We start from the raw sequence: 21379 nt of genomic DNA, 5'->3' as shown, positions 1-21379 counted from the left end.
AATTGCCGGAAGAAATCCAGTAACTCACCCCTACTCCATCGCCAATGGTGGCTCACCAAACTGATCAACGTCAAAATCCGGGTCAGCAAAGCCCATCCAAAGGAAGTGAAGCAAACATACGGTGACGACAGCCAGACCGGCACTGATCCCCAGATAGTTCAGCCCTGCCGGAACACCACAATGAAGCATAGATAACCAGCCCAATGGCATGGCGATGAGCAAAACCAGAAGTCCTGCGCCAACGGTCACCGCTAGCGGAATGAAAGCCCGAAGACCGGAGAAACCAATATCGTGAATACGCTTATAGGCCAGAGCATTGATCATCCAGATCGCGGCAATCCCTATCAGCCCCATAATAATTGTGGATGCTGGCGGGAAAATAGCCCCAAGAATACTTGAAACAACAACACCCGCTCCCACCATAGCAACTAAACCAAGCCATCCCAGCCAGAATTGCTTTTGCCCAATCCGCCCGGAGTAACCGAAGTAAAGTCGCGCAAATCCCTGACTTTGATGCTGATAACGCTGTTCAACCGGAGCGCGGGCAACCCAGACCAAGGACCAGATGGCGAGTATAGCGCTGAGCGGAATGATTGCCATTTGAATCGATTGCAGGTTCGGACGCAGGACAAAGCCTATCTGATCTGGCAAGGGATTTTCAGGGGATGGGCCACCGCGAAAACCACCACCAGGGCCACGTTGACCAACCTGGCCTTGCCCTGGTCCTTCTTCAGCACCCGGACAAGCTGGCAGCTCTTTTTCTTCTTTTTGCTCGCCTTCATCTTTGGCTTTTGCTGCCTCTTCCTCTGCCTTCTTGCGTTCGGCTTCTGCCTCTTCTATTTTCTTTTGACGCTCTTCGGCTTTTTTCTCGCGAAATGCGATTGGATCATCCAGATATTCCTGCCGGTCCTCATAAAGGGTCGCATACTCACCAGCCTTCTGCATGACCGAGGACCCAAAGCTTGCGAGTCCAAGCAATAGCGGAACAAGAATGAGCAGAGCAAACAGCGTCGACTTTCCCGCATCGCGCAATCGTCGTGTGTGGATGACATATGACAGGACCGTCGTTGTCACAAAAACGATCGGAGACAGATATAAACCAAATCGCCCGATTGCCTGACCATCACCGCCAGCGAGCCCCATCACAAAGGCTGCAAACCATGGCAACATCACCACACCCAGCTGCAGAAAGAACAGCAAAGTCCAGGCCCGTGTAAACTCGATTTTTGTGCTTTTTCCGGAAGGATTGAAAAGCGTATCTAACCAGCTCATACGCGGTTTTTGCACGGCGGTTATGTCTGTCATAGCCCCAATTCCTTCAGGCGAAGTCGATCTCTGAGGCGGTTATACACGCCTTGATCTATTTATCAATAATCGATAAGCATTTATCGAAATCCGGTCACCTCCAAACAGGCTCACCCCGTCTAAAAGGCGTCTCCAACAGGACCCGAACCGTGCCGATTATCAAACTTCTCGCTATCACTGGCACCGACCCAAATGGTATAGACCAGCCAGATCAGAAGGTTGATGACAATCGCAAAAAAGAATGGACCAAGCTCGGAAAAGAGCGCCAGTGCCTCTTCCTCGGTTGGTTCACGGCCACTCTCCGCAAGCTCCATAAATGCGACAACCGCGTCATAGTTCTGTACTGTAACCCCGATCCCGATAATCAGAGTGACAACCCATGGCACAAGGTGAACCCAGCCGGATTTCCCCATATCATGCAAGCGTTTGCCATAGATGCAGGCCCCAACATAAATCAGCGCAATCGACAGGAAATTACCCGCCACCGGAATGAACCCGACGACAATATTGGCAATGAACAAGGCTGCCCATCCGCCCCAGAATTGCCCCTGAGTGATTCGCCCTTTCGGACTAAACAGAACTTGCCCAAAATTGAGCGAGCCGTGAGGTGCAGTTTCTGGGTTGGACATATCCTTGGTCCTTATTCGAACTCAACCATAATTGCATCGGCGGCCACGCTGTCACCAGCAGCGACGTTGATCGCCTTGACGGTGCCGTTTGCCTCAGCGCGGATAATATTCTGCATCTTCATCGCTTCAACAATACAAACAGCCTCACCTTCCTGAACTTCTTGACCAAGTTCAACATCAATCGAGACGACAAGACCCGGCATTGGCGAAATGATCAGCTTGGACAGATCCGGCTTTTCTTTTTCTGGCAAGCGCTTGTGCATCTCTGCCGCATTTGGCGTACAGACCAGTGCATTCAGGCGGACACCGCGATGGGTCACGAAATAGCCTTCTGTTCGATCAGCGACTTTCACCGCAAAGGCTTTGCCATCAAGGACGCCTTCGAACAGGTGCTCACCAGGCACCCAGTCGGTAACGAGGCTATGAGCCTGACCATCAACCGTGATTGTGGCCTCCCCCTCACCAAGGTCCACTTCAATGTCATGATAGGCTTCACCCAGAATAACCGTCCAATCGCGACGCACTTCTTCGATGGGTGACATACGGCCTGTGATCTGGGCACCCCGGCGCGTCTGAACGCCGTGCACATAGGCGGCTGTTGCAGCAAGCATCAAAGACTGTTCTGCTGTCGGCTCAGTCCCCCGGAAGCCTTCTGGAAACTCATCCTTGATATAAGCGGTCGTGATATTGCCTGAGCGGAAGCGCGCCTCATCCATGACAGCTGCACAGAAAGGCATGTTGTCCTGAATGCCCTCAATGTAGAAGCGATCGAGCGCCTTGGCTTGTGTATCAAGCGCTGCGTCGCGATCCTTACCATGCGTGATCAGTTTGGCGATCATCGGATCGTAGAACATGGAGATTTCATCGCCCTCGCGCACACCGCTATCCATGCGAACTGTGCCGCCCTCAAGTGGCCCTTCATAAGGCGGTTGGAAGCGTTTTAGACGCCCGATAGAAGGCAGGAAGTTCCGGTACGGATCTTCAGCGTAAACGCGTGACTCGATGGCCCAGCCATTGATCTTCAGCTTATCCTGCTCAAGGTTTAGCTTCTCGCCATAGGCAGAGCGTAACATTTGCTCGACCAGGTCAACGCCAGTAATCATCTCGGTCACCGGGTGCTCCACCTGCAGACGCGTATTCATCTCCAGGAAGTAGAAGCTCTTATCCTTGCCGCTTGCGACGAACTCAACTGTGCCCGCTGAATCGTAATTCACGGCTTTGGCAAGCGCGACGGCCTGCTCACCCATTTTCTTGCGCGTGGCTTCATCAAGCAGCGGGCTTGGCGCTTCCTCAAGAACCTTCTGGTTACGCCGCTGGATCGAGCACTCCCGCTCGAACAGATAAACACAATTGCCATGCTTATCGCCCATGACCTGAATTTCGATGTGGCGCGGCTCGAGAATGAACTTCTCGATGAAGATACGGTCATCGCCAAAGCTGGCTGTGGCTTCAGCTTTCACCGCCGGATAGCCTTCCTCGGCATCCTTGTCATTGTAGGCAATCCGGATGCCCTTACCCCCACCCCCAGCAGAGGCCTTGATCATCACCGGATAGCCAATCTCCTTGGAGATTTTAACCGCCTCTTCGGTGCTTTCGATCAGGCCCATATGGCCCGGCACGGTTGAGACACCGGCATCAGCGGCCAGTTTCTTGGAGCTGATCTTATCGCCCATCGCCTCAATGGCGTGTGGGTTAGGTCCAATGAAGATGATTTTCTCGTCAGCCAGACGTTTTGCAAACTCCGGATTCTCAGACAGGAAACCAAATCCGGGATGTACAGCCTCAGCACCCGTCTGACGGACCGCATCGACAATCTTATCCATAACGAGATAGGATTCAGCGGCTGGAGAAGGTCCGATATGAACAGTTTCATCCGCCATTTCGACCGCCATCGAGCCAGCATCTGCGTCTGAGTAGACCACAACCGTTTTAATCCCCATGCGTCGGCACGTTTTAATCACCCGCACAGCAATCTCACCCCGGTTGGCGATCAGGATTTTCTCAAACATATACTCAGCCCTATCCATTTAGTTTCAATTCGCATGCGGACTTAAGCTGCTCAATCGTCCTTGTCCACGCCATCCTCGCCAGAGGGGTTGAAGAGTTTTACTATAAATGTTATTGAGCGCTCACTAACAGGAGATAATGATGCCCATCATTCGACTTGATTTAGAGCAACTTCAACAGTCTGGTGCGATTGACGCAGACCTTGCCGCCAAGCTTGAAACACTGGCTTTGCCAAGCAAATCGGGTACAGCCTGGATCAGCGCGATCCTGATCTTTGGAGCACTGGGCGTCGCGGCGGGTGTTCTGGCGCTTGAGCCTTCTGCCACTGTTGGCTTGATCCTTGCCCTAGTTGCACTTTCAATCGCGCTCTTTCTGAAATTCTTCCAGAAAGACGAAAGCTGGCACCTACTGGGTAGTGCCTTCGCCGTTATGGGGACAATTGGCCTATCGGCCTGGGTTGCACTTGAAGCCGGTGAGACGGCTGGCCTGATCTGGCCGCCTCTTGTCATTTTCGCAATTATGACTGCTGGTGCCCTCACCTTTCGTTCCAGCTTTCTCGCCGCCATGGCGGTTCTAGCACTCGGTGCCGTACTCGGGACGGGCACCTTCTACTGGCATGCCTCTTATGCCTTAATCGTGCGCGAGCCGACCATCACCATCCTTGTGTTCGGGCTGCTAACCCTTGCGCTTTATGCTTTGCGACCACGCCTGAAAGAAGTGTTCTCCAGTATGGCCACCGTCGCCGCGCGAACCAGCCTGTTCCTTGTCCAATTTGGCTTCTGGGTGGGGTCGCTCTGGGGTGATCATATCGGCGAACACTGGGCCGCAGGAGAAGGATGGCGTGCCCGTATGGACTGGCGTGATCAGGCGCTGGAAATTCCGGAAGCTGTCTTCTCAATCGGTTGGGCCGCTTTTCTCATCGCACTCTTCGTTAAAGCACCACGCGGTAGCTTCCTGTCTGTCAGCGCCTTCGTGTTCTTCGCCATTCACCTCTACACGCAGTTCTTTGAGGTTTTCGCAGATCGTGCAGAGGCTCTGATCCTCGGCGGCTTTCTGGCGATTGGAGTTGCGATCGCTGCGGCCCGAATCATGAAACTCGGCCCACAGAAAAGCGTCTAGGCTCCTTCAACATCAGCCTCAAAGGCCCGCACTCGGGAGGTCAGCGAGACCAGGAATGCCGTTGACCACCCGATCAGAAGAAATCCATTGGCGGATTCTGCGGCAGACAGCATCCGCCAACGCTCATCCAGTACCAAATCCCCGAAACCAACAGTCGTGAAGGTGCTCGTTGAGAAATACAATGCCTGCTCAATCGTCTGAAATTCATCCAGCAGGATATACGCAATGGCGTAGACCCAAATCTGCAAGGAGTGCAGAGCAAACAAACCCAAAACCGTAATCACCACGCTAGACCCCTGCCAGACAATCGAGGTGATCCGTTTGGCATGCTTACGCCAACGCCTCTGCAAGAACCAGCTCAGAGCAACCAGCCCCATAAAGTGCATCACAACCGTGATCGTGACCAGAAGCCCCGCGATCAATAGATTTTCAAGCAGCATAAAAGCTCCACAGGTCGAACCGGGCTTACGCCGCGACGGCCAACCCTTGGGCAAATCCAGGCGCTTCTGCCTTCAAAAAGTCAAGTAGGGCCCGCTCAGCGGGGCTGATTTGAGCATCCCAACCCAGTCGTTTCATCAGCCAAGTATTCTCCTCGAGTGTCACATCTATGGCTGCGCGTAATGCAGCATCTGCCGCAATCATGCGTGCCCGCGCTGCACGGCCTGAGTCATGCGTGACCTTTTCAAACCAGCCATCCCCAAAAGCACCCCCCATCCGGCCAAAGAAACTTCCAACCCCACTTGATTGATCACTGAGCCAAAGCTCACGTGCCAATGCCTCTTCCTCCGTTTGCGGGCTAGGATGGGCCCGTGCGAGAAGGTGGTTTCCGATTGCCCGGGCGAACAGATCATTCCAGGCCGGTGCATTCTTGGCAAAAGCGACAGCATCATTGGTCTCAAACAGAATGCGTGCTTCGGTCTGGGTCACCCAAACACCGCCAGCTCCACGCGGCGCATAAAGGGCTTGCCGCATACGCTCGACCCATAGCGGACGGACCACTCGTTCAAACTTGATGTGGTTTGATATGGCCCGAATCGTAAAGTCTCCGAGATTATCGGCAGCTCCATTTGCATAGCGCAAGACAGCCAGCAGCAGGTCAATCTCATCAAGGCTTGGCATGGCATCATCATTACTGACACGGGCAATCAGCCAGTCGGCTTCTTCTTCTGTAACCTGTCCCTGAGGTGGTTCCCGTGTCAGGACGTAATCCTTGACCGCCTCGATAAACCGCGCTGTCCAGGCCGGGTCTGTATGCGCAAGGACACCATTCAACCGAAACAGGGCTTCAGCCTCCCCACGGCTGACAATTCCATCCTCATAGACCTGATTCACAATGCGATGCGCTTCGGACTCAGACATCTCGCCTAAGCGCGCCACGCGGCTCATCATGACTTGCAAGTCCCGGTCCATTGACGCCTCACTTAAGCTAAGCACCATACCTAGAATGAAGCCCTTGCCAGAGCGTTTACGGAGTCAGTGATTCTATATGTAAAAACCGGGTGAACAGGTGCAGCAACTCGCGGGGCGTATCCTTTGGCAACAAGCTATCAATCGGGTCATTGTAGCGAACCACCATTGTGCCAACAGCAGGATCATCAGCCCGGAAATAGTTCATCGCCCAATCCGGGAAAGCGCGTTTGGTGATTTGCTCGCCAACAATCTGAACCACGCCGAAATGCCGATCATCTTGCAAGATTCGGCTAAAGACCGCGTCGACCTCTTCGCGGGCGCCTTCCAGCGCTTGCATGAAATGGCGACCATTATGTGCGAGGAAACCGGTCAGATACCGCTCATGATTGTTCGACTGCGAGACATCAAGGATCGCACCGATCTCTTCATCCGTTAGACCTTCACGGGCCGTACTGACATAAACCAGACGATATAGCATAGGCTCTGCCTATAGCAGGCTTCTGGGGGAACAAGACCATACAAGCCGCGCTTGTGCTGACCCGGCACAGCTCGCGCGCCATGCGCGTGAAGCGTGTCACTTATAGCAATTTCAGGGGGGCTGGATTATATGGGGCAGACGATATGACTGCGACAGACCCGAAAGATCCGCCTATGACCGACTCTGCTGAACTCCTGATGCCTATGCGAACGGGTGAAATCCGTATTCATGACGCAGAAGGGTTTGAGGGCATGCGCAAGGCCGGGCGCTTGGTCGCCGAGTGTCTCGATATGATTGCACCGCACGTCCAACCCGGCGTGACAACGGCTCATCTCGATGATCTGATCCGCGAGTTTGTCTATGATCATGGTGCGCAATCAGCAACGATTGGCTATCGCGGCTATGAACATGCCTCCTGTATTTCCCTCAATCACGTGATCTGTCATGGCATCCCAGGTGATCGCGAGCTCAAGAATGGCGACATTGCCAATATTGATGTGACGGTAATTGTTGATGGCTGGCATGGCGATCATTCCCGCATGTATGCCGCTGGTACGCCAAAGCGTCTGGCTGAACGCCTTATGGATGTGACCTATGAATCGCTGATGGCAGGGATTGCGGCGGTAAAACCGGGGAACCGTTTTGGCGACATTGGCGCGGCAATTTCAGAAATTGCCCGAAAGAACCGCTACTCGGTTGTCGATGACTTTTGCGGCCATGGTCTCGGTCGCCTCTTCCATGACGAACCGAATGTCGTGCACAGCGCCAAGGCAGGAACGGGTCCAGAACTTAAAGAAGGCATGTTCTTCACAATCGAACCCATGCTGAACGTCGGTCGAAAGGACGCCGCCATCCTGAAAGATGGCTGGACCGCGGTGACCCGTGATCGCAAGCTCTCAGCTCAGTTTGAGCATTCTGTTGGCGTCACAAAGGATGGCTGCGAGATTTTCACAGCCTCGCCAACGGGCCTGCACACACCGCATAAAGCCGCTTAAGGTTTTACGGTACCGCGCTTGAGCATTTCCATAATGGCGGAAAAGTCTTTGCCGCCTAATCCCGCCTCGGAGAGAGCCGCGTAGAGCGCTTCGGCCTGCCCGCCCAATGGCGTAACGCCGCCACTCGATATCGCGGCCTCTTTAGCCAGACGTAAATCCTTGAGCATCATGTCCGTGGCAAAGCCACCATCAAAATTACGATCCGCTGGAGATTCCGGACCAACCCCCTCCACCGGGCAATAGCTGGTCATGGACCAGTTCTGACCAGACGACTGACTGGAAATGTCATAGAATTTCGGGGCATCAAGGCCGAGCCGTTCTGCCAATGCAAACGCTTCACAGGTACCGATCATAGAGATACCCAGCAGCATATTATTGCAAATCTTCGCCGCCTGCCCTGCGCCGCTTGTCCCAGCATGGATCGTCACCCGGCTCATTGGCTCCAGAACCGATTCGACATCAGCAAAATCAGCCTCAGCACACCCGACCATGAAGGCCAGCGTCCCGGCATCTGCAGCCGCCGTCCCACCAGATACAGGCGCATCGGCGGGCCGAAAGCCTTTCCCCGCTTCCTGCGCCAGAGTGGCCACAGCTCGCGCGCTCTCGACATCAATTGTGGAGCAATCAACCAGCAAAGCGCCTACTTTCGCGTTCGGCAAAATATCACTCGCATACACGCTGCGCACATGTTTGCCCGCGGGTAGCATGGTGATGACGGCATCCGCGCCCTGAACGGCTTCTGCGGCTGACCCGCAGGCCGTGCATCCTGCGTCTTTCGCGCGGATCAGGGCGTCCGCAGACAAGTCAAACGCGCGAACCGTACGGCCCGCCTTGACCTGATTGGCCGCCATACCGCCGCCCATGTTTCCAAGCCCGATAAATGCGATGGTTTGCATGGTCAGCGTCTCCCGTATCTTTTATGCGGTCATCGCAGAGGGCGCATGCAGAGGCAAGACCGCAGAGTAAGACGGTGAGCTAAAATACCGTGTCCGCGATGGTTGTGCGATGAAGCAATCGGTCATGCCCATCATACCCGCCAGTTGCCGCATGCAAAAGCGAGCGATTGTCCCACATTACCAGCATATCCTTCTGCCATTTGTGAGAATAAATCAGCGCCTCATCGGTCTGATAGCCATAGAACTCGGCCATGAGGGCATCGCTCTCTTCTTTAGGAAGACCTGCAAACCCCTGAATATAGGCGGGCGAGCTGTAGAGCGCTTTCTCTCCGGTTTCCCGGTGAGTGCGCACGAAAGGATGCTCACGTTTCTCGCGCGCTTTTTCGCTGGGGATAATCTTCATGCTCCGCCCAGCATCGCGATCATTCTCGCCATAGGCCCCGGTTGGTGCATAACCTAACTCCGCCGAGTGAATGGCGGTCAACGCATCGGCTTTGTCTCTGAGATGATCGGGTAGGCGTTCATACGCGGCCACCTGATCAGCAAATAATGTATTTCCGCCATGTGGCGGGATCGTAATGCCGTAGAGCACCGTTCCCGCAGGCGGGACGTCCAGAAAACTCCAGTCCGAATGAAAGAACTCGGCAAAGATCGGAGTCTTCTCATCCGCATTGCGCTGGATTGCCGCAATATGTTCATGACCATCAATATGACCAAAGAACGGGTCTTCACCGAACGCGCCAAAGTAGAGCGTAAACCGTTCAAGATCATGATCGTTCAGCGGTTGGTCCGGAAATATGAGCAGCTTGTACTTAACCCAATGCGCGCGCAGCTCAGCGACCAGATCAAGTGACAAATCTTGCCGTAGATCAAGCCCTGTTACGACTGCGCCGCATGCAGCGCCTGTTTCTTTGACGCGAAAACTCATGATGCCTCCTTCGCCTGTATGTGTCAGGCTTGGGAGACACCTTAAGGGACAAAGGGTTCAGGACCAATGGCCCCCTACTCGTTTTCATCCTCTTCGGCTTCAGCAATCTTCACCGGATCATATTTCTCAAACCAGCCCATGATATTATCCGTCTTGGCAATCAGGCGGCTTGGACGAGAAGCAATATAGTGCGGCGCACCGGGAACGCGGATCAGAGCCGTATCGACTTCTTTCATCTTCAGGGCCGTATAGAACTGCTCGGCTTCCCAGGTTGGGGTACGCCAGTCCTCCTCACCCACCATGACGAGGGTCGGGGTTACGACATTATCCATGAGCATGATTGGCGAGAATTTCAGATACGCATCCGGATCGCTCCATGGGTCAGCACGGATCCAGTGACGACGCACAAACTGACCGATATCAGCCGCTAATGCCATCGTCATCCAGTTGATCACGGGCTTGACTGAAGCCGCCGCAGCGAAGCGATCTGTCTTACCCACGATCCATGCCGTCAGGATACCGCCCCCCGAGCCACCGGTAACAAACAGGCGATCCTCGCTGACATAGTTTCGGGCCACCAGGTCGTCGACCACATCCATCAGGTCATGGAAATCATCGCCCGGATAGGCGAGATCAATCAGCTGCGCGAACTCCTCACCATACCCGGTCGAACCACGCGGGTTCACATAGACCGTGACATAGCCTTCAGCCGCAAAGCGCTGAATCTCACTCGCGAACAGCGGGCCATACATGGCAAATGGCCCGCCATGAATTTCCATAATCATCGGGAAGCTACCATCAGCGGTAAAGTCTGGCGGCAGGGCCACCCAGGCCTCAATCTCACGCCCATCCACCGAGGATGTCACTTTGAATTCTTCAACAGGTGCCATGTCGAGGAAGGGCAACACATCGCCGTTCAGATCGGTCAGAACGCGATCATCAACATCAGCGCCTGTCACTGCAACCTCGGCAGGTCGATCGGAAAACCCAGCTGTATAAGCAAAAACGGGTCTACGCGTCTGTGAAACACTGAAACTGCCCGAGCCATAAGGGCGACCAATACTGGTCCCGCCAATATCGCTGAACACAGTTTTGAACGTGCCGCGCTTGGTCACGCTCGCGACCTCATGCACACCTGAATTCTCGTACAGCGCATAGATGGTCTTGCTGTCTGCGCCCCACGCAATGTCGGCCACTGAACGATCAAAGCCTGGATCAACTTCACGGACATTCCCGCCATCCGCATCCATCATGTACAGATTGGTCTGCTGATAGGCCCGCAACTCATCATCATAGCCACGATAGGCAATCGTTTTGCCATCCGGAGAAACGACCGCCCCAAAATCCGGGCCGTCACGATCGGTCAGCGCTACGCGCGAGAGGTCAGACAGGTCAATCTTGTAAATCTCGCTTTCAATCGGATCGAGATCACGGTCTTCCGCTTCATTCCCATTCACGAGCAAGGCACCATTACCAAGCCATGCCGGGTTGCCGAAATCAGCGTCACCATTGGTCACCTGACGCGGCGACCCGCCTTCAGCAGAAATCGTGAAGACATGGGTTGCGCCTTCTTTGAGATACCCTGCCCCATCAAAGCGGAAGGTCATATCATCAAACACGCGCACGGGCGGGGACCATTCGGCCCCTTCTGGCGCGGCTGGCAGGCTGGAAAAGCTCGGCGTTTTGCCAGCGACAAACATGGTGAAGGCAATCGTTTTGCCATCGGGCGACCATACGGCACCACCCGGCCCTTCAAAGAACTGCCCGAGCGAATAGGTATCTCCGGTATCGAGATACATGACGCGTAAATCCGGGCGACCATCAGTCGCGGTCGAATAAAGCAAGCGCGTGCCATCGGGTGACCAGCGCGGCGCCCCCTTGGAGGCCCCACCTGTCAGAAGCGGGCGATGGGCCCCACTCTCCACGTCAATCGTCCATAGATCACCGCGATCTGTATCGGTCTGACGATCCATTGAACGGCGCACATAAACGATCGTTTGCCCATCCGGAGAGATTTGTGGGTCGCCTGCATATTCGATGTCAAAGACCCGTTCTGCGGTAAAACGTTTCGTATCGCCCTCTTCATCCTGCGCGATAGCGGGCAAAAAAGCAGCAATGGCCAGCGCGCTGACGCCTGCAATAATTGATGATTTCATATCTGGAGTCCCTACCTGTCAGTGTTTGCAAGCAGGGGTAACATGCAGGGTCCTGTCCGGGTAGACAGAGTGGCGGTTTTCTTTGTGGGAAAGCCTAAACCTCAGGCCGCCAATGATCCGGCGCAAGTTCGAACCCGGCAAACTCGAACCCCGGCGCGACGATACAGGAGACCAGCGTCCACGCCCCCAGTGTCTCTGCGGTCTGCCAATGCTGCGCTGGCACGGTGACTTGCGGCAGCTGTCCAGCGCGCAGGTCCGGCCCCAGGGTTTCAGCCTTTGCGCCTTTTCCATCTGGCGGTGAAAGCGTCAGCACAAGCGGCCCGCCGGCGTGCCAGAGCCAATGCTCATCAGCGTCAACGCGGTGCCAGGCGGAGACTTCATCAGCCTGCAACAGATAATAAATCGCGGTCGAAGCTGCGCGCTCATTCGCCGCGCTCGCCCGAAAGGTCTCGACATAATGCCCCCCTTCCGGGTGCGGCTTCATATCGAGTAGGCGTATGATCTCACGGGCGCCGAGGTCTCCGGCTCTGGCGAAACTCAAAACCGATCCTTCCGGCCACGAATTTCTCCAAATGTCGCGACCGCATCGCCCGGATGCCCCATTGCGGCTTGTAAGCTTGCAACATCAGCCCGCAAAAATGGGTTGGTTTCCAGCTCGCGCGCAAGCCCCATCGGGACGGTTCGCTCGCCCTTGGCGCGCTTGGCATCGATCTCTGCGATATAGTCAGCCAAAGCCGTATTGTCGGTCTCAATTGTTTCGGCAAATCGGGCATTCGCCTGCGTATATTCATGCGCGCAGTAAAGCGTGGTTTCAGGCGGCAGGGCCTTGATGGCCTGCATGCTGTTCCACATCATCGCCATGTCGCCCTCAAACACCCGGCCACACCCAAGCGCAAAGACAGCATCGCCAACAAAGGCTGTGTTTTCAGCGGGCATATGAAACGCAATATGGCCAAGTGTGTGGCCTGGCACATCAATAACATGTGCCGTCATATCACCCAGCCGGACCGTGTCCCCGCCTTTGACGGGTTGTTCGATCCCAGGAATTTTCTCTGCCTCTCCAGCAGGACCAATAATCGCGCAGCCTGTAGCATCTTTGATCTTCAGATTGCCGCCAGCATGATCGGGATGCCAATGAGTGTTCCAGATCGCAGAAATCGTCCAGCCAAGCGCTTCGGCTTCGGCCAGATATTTATCAGCATCAGGCGTATCGATCGCCGCGGTATCTCCAGACACGGGATCGTGGGCCAGATAGCCATAATTATCGTTCAGGCAGGGGAATTGATGTATCTTCAGCATGGCACCATGTAACCTGTAGCAAACTATGAAAGTAACAAGAGCCACATGCGTCAGTCCGCGGCAAGTCTTGAAGCCTTTTACGCCACCCGTTTGGGGCAAACCGCCGCTGCGCGGATCAAACAGCGTCTGCGTGACCTTTGGGGACCTTGCACCGGGCTCGGTGTTCTCGGGATTGGGTTTCCCCAACCTGTTCTGCCGCTCTGGCAAGAGGATGCACGTGCAACCGTTGGCATCGTTACAGAAGAAAACGAGGTCACAACGAACGCCTATACAGGTGCTCGTGGCGGCATGATTGCGCCCGCGCTCGATCATCGCCTCCCTTTTACAGATGGCACCTTTGACCGGATCGTCCTGCTGCACGCGCTGGAAGATGCCGAAAGCCCACGCGCAGCCCTGCGCGAAGCCTGGCGGGTTCTTGCCCCGGAGGGACGCATTGTCGTCGCCACCGCAAATCGCAAGAGTTTCTGGTCTTTGGCCGAAACCAAAGCGTTCGGGCATGGGCGGTCCTGGACCCGGCGGCAGCTGATTGCCTTGTTGAATGATGGTCTGTTTCAGGTCACGGCTTCAACCACAGCCGTTCATATGCCGCCTTTGAACTGGCCAATGATCACTGCCGCCTCTGAAAGCTGGGAGCGAATCGGGGAACTGGTGATGCCCGGGCTCGGCGGCGTCGTGCTCGTCGAAGCGGTGAAGCACATTTATGCCAACCCTCGTGGCAGCGCCCCGGCAGCGGTAACTCAAGCCACACCGGTAAGCACAAAACGCCCTGCTTTGCCTAGAAAAGAGGCAGAACCGTCCCCATTGAAGTCTACAAAAGACACCGTATTGACCAACGCGCCAAACGGCGTACCGCTAAAATCGCAATCAAATTGGGAGCCGGGGAAATGAAACTCGTCACAGCTATCTTCAAACCAAGCCGCCTTGACGCCGTGATTGACGCCCTTGGCGAAGCGGGCATATCCGGCCTGACCGTCTCGGAAGTCCGTGGCTATGGTCGCCAACAGGGTAAAACTGAGGTCTATCGCGGCGCTGAATACGAAGTGCGCCTTCTGCCAAAGGTCAAAGTCGAAGTGGCCTGCGCTGCCGGCGATACAGAGCGCGTCGTCAATGCCATTTCTGGCGCGGCCAACACGGGCACAATTGGCGATGGCAAAGTCTTCGTCGTTGACATCGAGAGCATCTTGCGCATCCGCACAGGGGAGCGTAACGAACAGGCGATTGGCAGCTGACCTGATTTCAAACATAAGGAGGGCGGCATCTCATGTGGATTCCGCCCGACTGGATGGTCTGGACCTATATTGGTCTGATGGTTTTGATCACTGCAGTTTCAGTGGTTGTGGCGAACGCCGAAAACAAACTCGACGAAATCAAAAGCACAGATATTTTCGGCATGATTGCCGGGATCGCGATCCTCTATGACTGGCTCAGCGATCATATGGCGCGTTCAGCCCTGGTGATTTTCTTGTTACTGGCCATTTATACGCTGGCCAATGCTGATGCCCTGTTTCGCGGGATACGCACGGAAACGTTTGAGAGTGAAGAAGAACGTCAGGGCACCTTCATATTCACGGCACTTTTCGTCCTCATCATATCCTCCCCTCTCTACTATCTTGGCGCGGTCATGATGAGCGTGCGCTAATCTCATTTAGTTCCGCTAGCCCACCACACCCTGCGAACCAATTCTAAGAAAACCACGGCTATTTTTTACCAACCTCGATCTGTTGTTCAGCCTTCTGAAATAAACTGTCCCTAGATCATCCTGAACGCGCATGTGTTTGAGCGCGTATAGGGGACGGTATCGTGTATCTTCAGAACTATCGAATTGTATCAGGCTTACTTTTTTCTGCCTGCGCCTTAAGCGTTTTGCCGACAGCGGTTGCCCAAAGTCAGGAAGACCTTGAAGCTCGTATTCAGCGCCTCGAACAAATGAATTCGCAGCTTCTCACACAGATGCAAACCCTGATCGCAATTCAAGAATATAAAGCCGACCCGATACAACGCCTGCCAAACCAGCAATCTCCACGTGTTGCCGGTGTTCCCGAACCTGTTGCGCCACCAGCAAAGCTAGCTCAACAGCCTCTTCTCAAGAGTGATCTTGTGTCCGTCGATCCTGAGTATGGCTATGACATTCTTGATCACGCCGAAACCACCAACCGCAAACGGATTGTCCAGTTGCGCGGGCGCATGGGCAGCGGGCGCAAGACCAAGATCACGGTTTCTGGTGGAACAACGGTCCTTGCCAATTACCAGAAGTCCAATAGCGACAGCAAGTTCGGGTATCTGATGCGGCATCCAACCTCTGCCAATCAAATTGGCACAGAAGTGTCCGAAGCTGTTGTGCACTCGGCGCAGCTCGCCGTGACAGCAGATTTTACCGACTATCTCACGGGCTACCTGGAGTTTCTCTACAACCCCCAGCAAAGCTTTGGCAGCGGTACAATTACCGACCTGAACCGCAATCAGGTTCAGGTGCGCAAAGCCTACCTGATGTTCGGAGATCTTGAACGAAGTCCAATCTATGCGGCGATCGGTAAGATGGACACACCTTTCGGTCTCAATGATACAGTTAGCCCGTTCACGAACTCAACAAGCTGGCACGCATTCGCTGGCCTCGCCTATGGCGCTGAGCTTGGATATTACAAAGACGGACTGAGTCTGCGCGCTATGGCCATTCAGGGCGGCTCCCAGTTCCGCGCCGCCAATACCCCGGTTAACGGCACAAATGTTCCGTCAAAGCTGAACAATTTCGCGCTCGATGCGAGCTATGAGTACGAATGGGGTGAGACAAGCTCTGCCCTTATCGGTGCGTCTTACCTGCATGGCAGCCCGTATTGTAGTGACTATCCCGTTTTCCACTTTGACCCTTGTGACGATGAGAACCCAGCCGCCGCGATTTATGGTCAGATTGATCTTGGGTCACTTCGTGTTCTTGGCGAATATGCCCAGACCCTGGATGAATGGCCGGGCTCAGCTGTACCTGATCCAACCAATCCACTCAGCGTCTTCGAGGCCCAGAAAACCTCTGCCTTCACCCTAGGTGCGCGCTATGGCTTTGGTGGCGAGGTCAGTGAAGATAAAGATCGCTCAGCCTTCTCACTTGAGTACAGCGAATTTGTCGCCGGGGATGAAGGCGCGCCGTGGGAACGTCAAAACCAGTGGGTCGCGGGTTACTCTGCCTTCCTCACGCCAAGTGTGAACCTGTTTGGGGAAGTCGTCCGCGCCGAAGGCTTTGTTCCACTCAACTTCCTGAGCGGTGGCAACTTCCCGGATGGCTCAACATGGTCAGAGCGCGATGCCACAACAGATGTCATCCTAATCGGTGCGCAGGCAGCCTTCTAAACACAGGCGCTTGATTTTTCAGTGCATTGCCTGCACTGCATCGGCTTGATCCCATCACCTTCATGGGCAATTAGTTGCATATGCAACAAATGGAGTTAGTAATGGCTGGACCGCAGGCCCTTCCGAACATTCTGGAAATTACGCCCTATAAAGGCGGACAGAAGCTGGATAATGCCCATAAGCTCTCATCAAATGAGAACCCGCTTGGCTGTAGTCCAAAAGCTCAGGCCGCTGTCAGCAAAGCCGCCAAGCATCTCGAACTTTATCCCGATGGTTCAGCCATGGCGCTGCGTGAGGCGATTGGCGCCAAGTATGGCATTGATGCCGACCGGATAGTCTGTGGCAGCGGCAGTGACGAGATTTTCCAATTGCTCGCCCGCGCTTACCTGCGCCCCGGCGACAATATCGTGCAATCCCAGCATGGTTTTCTGGTCTATCGTCTAGTGGCCCAGCAATCAGGCGCAGAAACCCGCAGTGCGCCAGAACAAAACCTGACCGCTGATGTTGATGCCATGCTCGCTCTTGTCGATGAGAACACCAAGATTGTTTTCCTTGCCAACCCGAATAATCCAACCGGCAGCTATATCCCCTATTCCGAGGTTAAACGCCTGCATGACGGTTTGCCAGAGAATGTCCTTCTGGTCCTCGACGGGGCCTATGCCGAATACGTGAAGCTGAATGACTATGACAGCGGCATGGCATTGGCCGGTGAAGCCCCGAACGTTCTGGTCACGCGGACTTTCTCAAAGATTCATGGCCTTGCCGCCCTGCGTCTTGGCTGGGCTTATGGTCCGGAAAGCGTAATTGACGCCATTCACCGCACGCGCGGCCCTTTCAATGTGAACGCCGTTGCGCAGGCCGCCGGGATTGCGGCCATCCATGATGATGCGTTTCAGGCCGCTTCAGTGGCGCACAATGATGCCGAACTGGCTCGCGTCAGCGCTGCAATTGAAAAGCTTGGCTTTGAAGTTTTCCCAAGCGTTGGCAATTTCGTGCTGATCCGCTTCCCCGAAACACCGGGCCGGACCAGCGCTGAAGCCGATGCCTTCCTGCGCCAGCATGGCATCGTGATCCGTAATGTTGCCGTCTATGGCCTGCCCGATTGCCTGCGCGCGTCCATTGGCACCGTCGAGCAGAACAACGATATGCTCGCCGCGTTTGAGGCGTTTGCGAAAAGCTGATGTCTGATCCCGTCTTCAACCGCGTTGCCATTATCGGCATTGGCCTGCTCGGTTCATCCATTGCCCATGCGGTGAAAGCGTATGGCGGCGCGGATGAGGTTCGGCTCTGGGACCGGGATGAAGACGTACGGGCACGCGCTGCGCGCATTGTTCCGGGCATCGTAACCAATACCGCAGCTGAGGTTGTTCAGGATGCCGATTGCATCATCCTGTGCACGCCGGTTGGGACACTGGCCAGTGTCACTGAAACGATTGCCCCGCATCTGAAAGACGGGGCGATCCTGACTGATGTTGGCTCAGTAAAAGCCAAAGCTGCGGCTGACATGTCTAGTACTTGCCCTGATCATGTTCACTTGATCCCCGGTCACCCAATTGCCGGAACCGAGAAATCTGGTCCGGAAGCCGGGTTTGCCAGCCTGTTTCAGGATGCCTGGCATATCCTGACACCACAGGCGCGAACCGATACCCCCTATGTCTCCGCTCAGGACCGTTTGAGCGCCTTTTGGGCCACCCTTGGGGCCCGCGTGGAAACCATGGATGCAGCCCGCCATGACAGAGTCTTGGCGATCACATCCCACCTGCCCCACCTCATCGCCTACAATATCGTCTCGACCGCCCATGACATGGAAAGCGTCGAGGAAGGCGAAGTTGTAAAGTATTCTGCTGGTGGTTTTCGTGACTTTACCCGTATCGCTGCCTCAGACCCAACCATGTGGCGGGATGTTTTCCTGACGAATAAAGAGGCTGTTCTGGAAACCCTTGGGCGTTTCTCTGAAGATCTTGCCGCTCTACAACGCGCGATCCGCTGGGGTGACGGCGATACTTTGATGAAGGAATTCACCCGCGCCCGCGGCATCCGCAAAGCCATTATCGAAGCTGGCCTCGACACCGCCGAAGCCGACTTTGGCCGCCGTAAGGACGATTAGGCTTAACGCCCTTAGACCGACATCCCCTGCCCAACCGCCCGCAGAGAGTACCATTGGGGTGGTTGGGCAGGGGATGTCGGTGTTTCAGAAAAAATGCTAAAAAACTGAACGGGCGACGCTCCCCTTTAAAACGCCGCCCGCCCTTGTGCTCCAATCGGATTGAGCACCTGCACCAGCCGGTGCGCGACCTACGGACTTGCGCGCTCTCGACCAGCGGTTGGACCCCAGCATGATGCGCGCATCAGCCCCTGTCCTGCGATTGTGTGTACAAGATGTAATATGAACGAACTCTGGGTAAGTCTGTTCAGGTTCGTTCATGTTCAGCGTGATTTGGCGAGTTTCCTGAACGGGCGTATAGTTCTAGTTATGAAACCGTTCATCCTGATCCCCGCCTTCGCCCTTTTCGCTGCCTGCGCAAGCACAGTGCCTTATGGCCCCGCCGCGAAAGATGGCGCGAAGGGCTATAGCGAGCTGGCGATTGAGAATAATCGTTACCGCGTTTCATATCGTGATAATTCGGTTGAGAGTGCGCGCGCTAATGCGCTGCGTCGGGCAGCAGAAATAACGCTTGAACAGGATGCCGACTGGTTCCGTATCGTGAACGCTTATAATGATGACTTATCCGAGAGCCGCTCTGGTGGAACCTCGGTTTCCATTGGCGGATCGACCGGATCACGGGGACGATCAAGTGTTGGGGTCGGCATTGGCATCGGGCTGCCGCTGGGCGGTGGCTCATCCGGGCCGGTGACCCATGTTCTGGAAATCCTGACAGGAACGGGCGAGAAACCTGCGGATGCAGAGGTTTACGATGCCCGCTCCGTTCTGAGTAACTTAAGCGGCTAGAGGCCCAGCTTCTCACGCAGGATTTTGTTGACCGCTTGTGGGTTGGCCTTGCCGCCGGATGCTTTCATCACCTGACCAACAAACCAGCCCATCGTCTTCGGCTTTTCCTTAACGGCTGCGGCCTGTTCAGGGTTTGCCGCGATGACTTCATCAACGACTTTCTCAATCGCGCCCGTGTCGGTAACCTGTTTCAGGCCATGCTTTTCAACAATATCAGCCGGGTCACCTTCGCCATCAATCATGCGCGCGAAGACATCCTTAGCGATCTTGCCGGAAATCACATCACTACTGATCAGGTCGATCAGACCGCCTAGCTGCACGGCGCTCACTGGGCTATCGCTCAACTCAAGCTCAGCCTTGTTGAGATAGCCGAACAGCTCCTGTGTAACCCAGTTCGCCGCGAGTTTCGCATCGCGGCCCTTGGCCACGACTTCAAAGAACTCAGCACCCTCTGCATCCGCCGTCAAAACCCCGGCATCATAGCGGGATAGGCCATAATCGGCCTCAAACCGCGCGCGCTTCTGGTCCGGAAGCTCAGGCAGGTTGACCTTGATCCCCTCAATGAAGGCATCTTCAAGCACCAGCGGCAACAGGTCTGGATCAGGGAAATAGCGATAATCATGCGCGTCTTCCTTAGAGCGCATGGAGCGGGTCTCCCCCTTATCAGGGTCATAGAGGCGTGTTTCCTGATCAACGACGCCGCCGCCCTCGATAATCTCAATCTGGCGACGCGCTTCATACTCAATCGCCGCCTGAATGAAGCGGAACGAGTTCATATTCTTGATTTCGCAACGCGTCCCAAGATGACCAAAATCGCCTGTCTCACGGAACTTATCATAGGCGCCCGGTTTACAAATGGAAACGTTCACATCCGCGCGCAGGTTGCCCTTCTCCATGTCGCCATCACAGGTGCCAAGCGCCACCACGATCGACTTGAGCTTTTTCACGTAGGCCGCCGCCTCAAGCGGGGTGCGAATATCCGGTTTGGAGACGATTTCCATCAACGCAACGCCAGAGCGGTTGAGATCGACATAGGTCTCAGCCGGGCTCATATCGTGAATGGATTTCCCGGCATCCTGCTCCAGGTGCAAGCGCTCAATCCGCACCGGGAATGTATAGGCCGGATCACCATGGGCGGGTTCAACATCAACATCGATCACACCCTCACCCACGATAGGCAAAGCGAACTGACTGATCTGATAGCCCTGTGGCAGGTCTGGATAGAAATAGTTCTTGCGATCAAAGCGCGAAACCTTGTTGATCTGCGCATTCAGGCCAAGGCCAGTACGTACGGCCTGCTCCACGCAGAACGCGTTGATCACCGGCAGCATGCCCGGCATGGCCGCATCGACCAGAGAGACATTACTGTTCGGCTCCGCGCCATATTGCGTCGACGCGCCAGAGAACAGTTTCGCCTTGGAAGCGACCTGAGCATGGATTTCCAGCCCCAGAACGATTTCCCAATCTCCGGTCTCACCAGCCAGTGTGTATGTCGGGCGGTCACTCATCGCCTGATCCTTCATTCTTCGTTTCGTTCTCTTTAGCCTTTTCGCGCGCAGCCTCAACCCGCTCACGCCGCGCCGCCATACGGCGGTCAATTGCATGGTTCCCGCGCCAGAAAGAGCGCGCGTTCAGACCTGGCAGCGTTGGGTCAACCCCTTGCGATCGTCGATGCAAATGCCGCTCGAGCATGACCCCGCCGCGCGCTGCCACGTATAGCGCCGCGACTAGAGACAAGGCCCAAATATGGCGCGAGCGCTCATGAAACGGGTCAGCGCCAAGACTGAAAGCCGTGGCAATGATAATAAACACCGCAACCAGAAAGCCTGTCAGCACAATCAAAAGGGTTTTTGTACGCCGCGTCATCA

22 protein-coding genes are annotated in these 21379 nt (G+C 55.1%); 9 read left to right on the top strand and 13 right to left on the bottom strand.

Annotation, left to right across the window (positions count from 1 at the left end; translation table 11 throughout):
* Positions 1-30: 30 nt before the first annotated feature.
* From RYZ27_RS05750 to RYZ27_RS05740, 3 genes are all read right to left on the bottom strand, one after another.
* Positions 31-1305: a DUF805 domain-containing protein gene (locus RYZ27_RS05750; RefSeq protein WP_406681416.1), complete on the bottom strand. Its 1275-nt coding sequence runs from the start codon at positions 1303-1305 to the stop codon at positions 31-33.
* Positions 1306-1424: 119 nt separating this feature from the next.
* Positions 1425-1934, bottom strand: a complete 510-nt coding sequence (locus RYZ27_RS05745) for a DUF805 domain-containing protein (RefSeq protein WP_406681415.1) — start codon at positions 1932-1934, stop codon at positions 1425-1427.
* Positions 1935-1945: 11 nt separating this feature from the next.
* Complete coding sequence (locus RYZ27_RS05740) at positions 1946-3943, bottom strand: acetyl-CoA carboxylase biotin carboxylase subunit (RefSeq protein WP_406681762.1); 1998 nt, start codon at positions 3941-3943, stop codon at positions 1946-1948.
* A gap of 139 nt (positions 3944-4082) precedes the next feature.
* Between RYZ27_RS05740 and RYZ27_RS05735 the strand changes: the two genes are divergently transcribed.
* On the top strand, positions 4083-5060 hold the full coding sequence (locus RYZ27_RS05735) for a hypothetical protein (protein WP_406681414.1): 978 nt from the start codon (positions 4083-4085) through the stop codon (positions 5058-5060).
* On the opposite strand, the gene RYZ27_RS05730 is transcribed toward RYZ27_RS05735, so the two are convergent.
* From RYZ27_RS05730 to RYZ27_RS05720, 3 genes are read right to left on the bottom strand one after another with little or no spacing between them, the layout of a single operon-like run.
* Positions 5057-5500 (bottom strand): ion channel, encoded by a 444-nt coding sequence (locus RYZ27_RS05730; protein ID WP_406681413.1) that lies wholly within the window; start codon positions 5498-5500, stop codon positions 5057-5059. The genes RYZ27_RS05735 and RYZ27_RS05730 overlap by 4 nt on opposite strands.
* A 25-nt stretch (positions 5501-5525) precedes the next feature.
* Positions 5526-6470, bottom strand: coding sequence for a hypothetical protein (locus RYZ27_RS05725; protein ID WP_406681412.1), 945 nt, complete (start codon positions 6468-6470; stop codon positions 5526-5528).
* A gap of 55 nt (positions 6471-6525) precedes the next feature.
* Positions 6526-6948, bottom strand: a complete 423-nt coding sequence (locus tag RYZ27_RS05720) for a BLUF domain-containing protein (RefSeq protein WP_406681411.1) — start codon at positions 6946-6948, stop codon at positions 6526-6528.
* Between the two features lie 197 nt (positions 6949-7145).
* Here RYZ27_RS05720 and map point away from each other — a divergent pair, with 197 nt between their 5' ends.
* Complete coding sequence (map, locus tag RYZ27_RS05715; RefSeq protein ID WP_406681761.1) at positions 7146-7943, top strand: type I methionyl aminopeptidase; 798 nt, start codon at positions 7146-7148, stop codon at positions 7941-7943.
* Here map and mmsB read toward each other — a convergent pair.
* The 5 genes from mmsB to gloB all read right to left on the bottom strand — a co-directional run bounded on the left by mmsB (position 7940) and on the right by gloB (position 13222).
* On the bottom strand, positions 7940-8839 hold the full coding sequence (gene mmsB, locus RYZ27_RS05710; protein ID WP_406681410.1) for a 3-hydroxyisobutyrate dehydrogenase: 900 nt from the start codon (positions 8837-8839) through the stop codon (positions 7940-7942). The two genes, map and mmsB, sit on opposite strands and share 4 nt — an antisense overlap.
* Before the next feature lie 79 nt (positions 8840-8918).
* Positions 8919-9767 (bottom strand): TauD/TfdA dioxygenase family protein, encoded by an 849-nt coding sequence (locus tag RYZ27_RS05705; protein ID WP_406681408.1) that lies wholly within the window; start codon positions 9765-9767, stop codon positions 8919-8921.
* Between the two features lie 74 nt (positions 9768-9841).
* Complete coding sequence (locus tag RYZ27_RS05700) at positions 9842-11923, bottom strand: prolyl oligopeptidase family serine peptidase (protein WP_406681406.1); 2082 nt, start codon at positions 11921-11923, stop codon at positions 9842-9844.
* Positions 11924-12017: 94 nt separating this feature from the next.
* The gene (locus tag RYZ27_RS05695; protein WP_406681405.1) at positions 12018-12464 is read right to left on the bottom strand and encodes a cupin domain-containing protein; all 447 of its coding nucleotides are present in this window, start codon (positions 12462-12464) and stop codon (positions 12018-12020) included.
* Positions 12461-13222, bottom strand: a complete 762-nt coding sequence (gene gloB, locus RYZ27_RS05690; RefSeq protein WP_406681404.1) for a hydroxyacylglutathione hydrolase — start codon at positions 13220-13222, stop codon at positions 12461-12463. The genes RYZ27_RS05695 and gloB overlap by 4 nt, the downstream gene beginning before the upstream one ends.
* 45 nt (positions 13223-13267) lie before the next feature.
* Between gloB and RYZ27_RS05685 the strand changes: the two genes are divergently transcribed.
* From RYZ27_RS05685 to RYZ27_RS05655, 7 genes are all read left to right on the top strand, one after another.
* Complete coding sequence (locus RYZ27_RS05685; RefSeq protein WP_406681403.1) at positions 13268-14110, top strand: class I SAM-dependent methyltransferase; 843 nt, start codon at positions 13268-13270, stop codon at positions 14108-14110.
* The gene (locus RYZ27_RS05680; protein ID WP_406681402.1) at positions 14107-14451 is read left to right on the top strand and encodes a P-II family nitrogen regulator; all 345 of its coding nucleotides are present in this window, start codon (positions 14107-14109) and stop codon (positions 14449-14451) included. The genes RYZ27_RS05685 and RYZ27_RS05680 overlap by 4 nt, the downstream gene beginning before the upstream one ends.
* Positions 14452-14483: 32 nt before the next feature.
* The gene (locus tag RYZ27_RS05675; protein WP_406681401.1) at positions 14484-14861 is read left to right on the top strand and encodes a hypothetical protein; all 378 of its coding nucleotides are present in this window, start codon (positions 14484-14486) and stop codon (positions 14859-14861) included.
* Between the two features lie 161 nt (positions 14862-15022).
* Positions 15023-16561, top strand: a complete 1539-nt coding sequence (locus RYZ27_RS05670) for a hypothetical protein (protein WP_406681400.1) — start codon at positions 15023-15025, stop codon at positions 16559-16561.
* Between the two features lie 101 nt (positions 16562-16662).
* Entirely contained in the window at positions 16663-17742 is a 1080-nt protein-coding gene (hisC, locus tag RYZ27_RS05665; RefSeq protein ID WP_406681399.1) for a histidinol-phosphate transaminase, read from the top strand.
* The gene (locus tag RYZ27_RS05660; protein WP_406681398.1) at positions 17742-18668 is read left to right on the top strand and encodes a prephenate/arogenate dehydrogenase family protein; all 927 of its coding nucleotides are present in this window, start codon (positions 17742-17744) and stop codon (positions 18666-18668) included. The genes hisC and RYZ27_RS05660 overlap by 1 nt, the downstream gene beginning before the upstream one ends.
* A 366-nt stretch (positions 18669-19034) precedes the next feature.
* Positions 19035-19511, top strand: coding sequence for a CC0125/CC1285 family lipoprotein (locus RYZ27_RS05655; RefSeq protein WP_406681397.1), 477 nt, complete (start codon positions 19035-19037; stop codon positions 19509-19511).
* On the opposite strand, the gene gatB is transcribed toward RYZ27_RS05655, so the two are convergent.
* Together gatB and RYZ27_RS05645 are read right to left on the bottom strand one after the other, a co-directional pair.
* A complete protein-coding gene (gatB, locus tag RYZ27_RS05650) occupies positions 19508-21019 on the bottom strand; it encodes an Asp-tRNA(Asn)/Glu-tRNA(Gln) amidotransferase subunit GatB (protein ID WP_406681396.1) in 1512 nt (503 codons plus the stop codon). The genes RYZ27_RS05655 and gatB overlap by 4 nt on opposite strands.
* A complete protein-coding gene (locus RYZ27_RS05645; RefSeq protein ID WP_406681395.1) occupies positions 21012-21377 on the bottom strand; it encodes a hypothetical protein in 366 nt (121 codons plus the stop codon). Before RYZ27_RS05645 ends, gatB begins: the two co-directional genes overlap by 8 nt.
* Positions 21378-21379 lie beyond the last annotated feature (2 nt).

It is taken from the genome of Hyphomonas sp. FCG-A18 (genome assembly GCF_045287255.1).
Lineage (GTDB): Bacteria > Pseudomonadota > Alphaproteobacteria > Caulobacterales > Hyphomonadaceae > Henriciella.
This window is presented reverse-complemented; position numbering and strand designations above follow the sequence as displayed.

Coding starts and splice junctions, on each gene's coding strand:
- map (WP_406681761.1), top strand. CDS start 7,146: ATGCCTATGCGAACGGGTGAAATCCGTATTCATGACGCAGAAGGGTTT.
- gloB (WP_406681404.1), bottom strand. CDS start 13,222: ATGCTGAAGATACATCAATTCCCCTGCCTGAACGATAATTATGGCTAT.
- RYZ27_RS05675 (WP_406681401.1), top strand. CDS start 14,484: ATGTGGATTCCGCCCGACTGGATGGTCTGGACCTATATTGGTCTGATG.
- RYZ27_RS05680 (WP_406681402.1), top strand. CDS start 14,107: ATGAAACTCGTCACAGCTATCTTCAAACCAAGCCGCCTTGACGCCGTG.
- hisC (WP_406681399.1), top strand. CDS start 16,663: ATGGCTGGACCGCAGGCCCTTCCGAACATTCTGGAAATTACGCCCTAT.
- RYZ27_RS05720 (WP_406681411.1), bottom strand. CDS start 6,948: ATGCTATATCGTCTGGTTTATGTCAGTACGGCCCGTGAAGGTCTAACG.
- RYZ27_RS05645 (WP_406681395.1), bottom strand. CDS start 21,377: ATGACGCGGCGTACAAAAACCCTTTTGATTGTGCTGACAGGCTTTCTG.
- gatB (WP_406681396.1), bottom strand. CDS start 21,019: ATGAGTGACCGCCCGACATACACACTGGCTGGTGAGACCGGAGATTGG.
- RYZ27_RS05660 (WP_406681398.1), top strand. CDS start 17,742: ATGTCTGATCCCGTCTTCAACCGCGTTGCCATTATCGGCATTGGCCTG.
- RYZ27_RS05750 (WP_406681416.1), bottom strand. CDS start 1,305: ATGACAGACATAACCGCCGTGCAAAAACCGCGTATGAGCTGGTTAGAT.
- RYZ27_RS05730 (WP_406681413.1), bottom strand. CDS start 5,500: ATGCTGCTTGAAAATCTATTGATCGCGGGGCTTCTGGTCACGATCACG.
- RYZ27_RS05740 (WP_406681762.1), bottom strand. CDS start 3,943: ATGTTTGAGAAAATCCTGATCGCCAACCGGGGTGAGATTGCTGTGCGG.
- RYZ27_RS05700 (WP_406681406.1), bottom strand. CDS start 11,923: ATGAAATCATCAATTATTGCAGGCGTCAGCGCGCTGGCCATTGCTGCT.
- RYZ27_RS05705 (WP_406681408.1), bottom strand. CDS start 9,767: ATGAGTTTTCGCGTCAAAGAAACAGGCGCTGCATGCGGCGCAGTCGTA.
- RYZ27_RS05745 (WP_406681415.1), bottom strand. CDS start 1,934: ATGTCCAACCCAGAAACTGCACCTCACGGCTCGCTCAATTTTGGGCAA.
- RYZ27_RS05735 (WP_406681414.1), top strand. CDS start 4,083: ATGCCCATCATTCGACTTGATTTAGAGCAACTTCAACAGTCTGGTGCG.
- mmsB (WP_406681410.1), bottom strand. CDS start 8,839: ATGCAAACCATCGCATTTATCGGGCTTGGAAACATGGGCGGCGGTATG.
- RYZ27_RS05655 (WP_406681397.1), top strand. CDS start 19,035: ATGAAACCGTTCATCCTGATCCCCGCCTTCGCCCTTTTCGCTGCCTGC.
- RYZ27_RS05685 (WP_406681403.1), top strand. CDS start 13,268: ATGCGTCAGTCCGCGGCAAGTCTTGAAGCCTTTTACGCCACCCGTTTG.
- RYZ27_RS05725 (WP_406681412.1), bottom strand. CDS start 6,470: ATGGACCGGGACTTGCAAGTCATGATGAGCCGCGTGGCGCGCTTAGGC.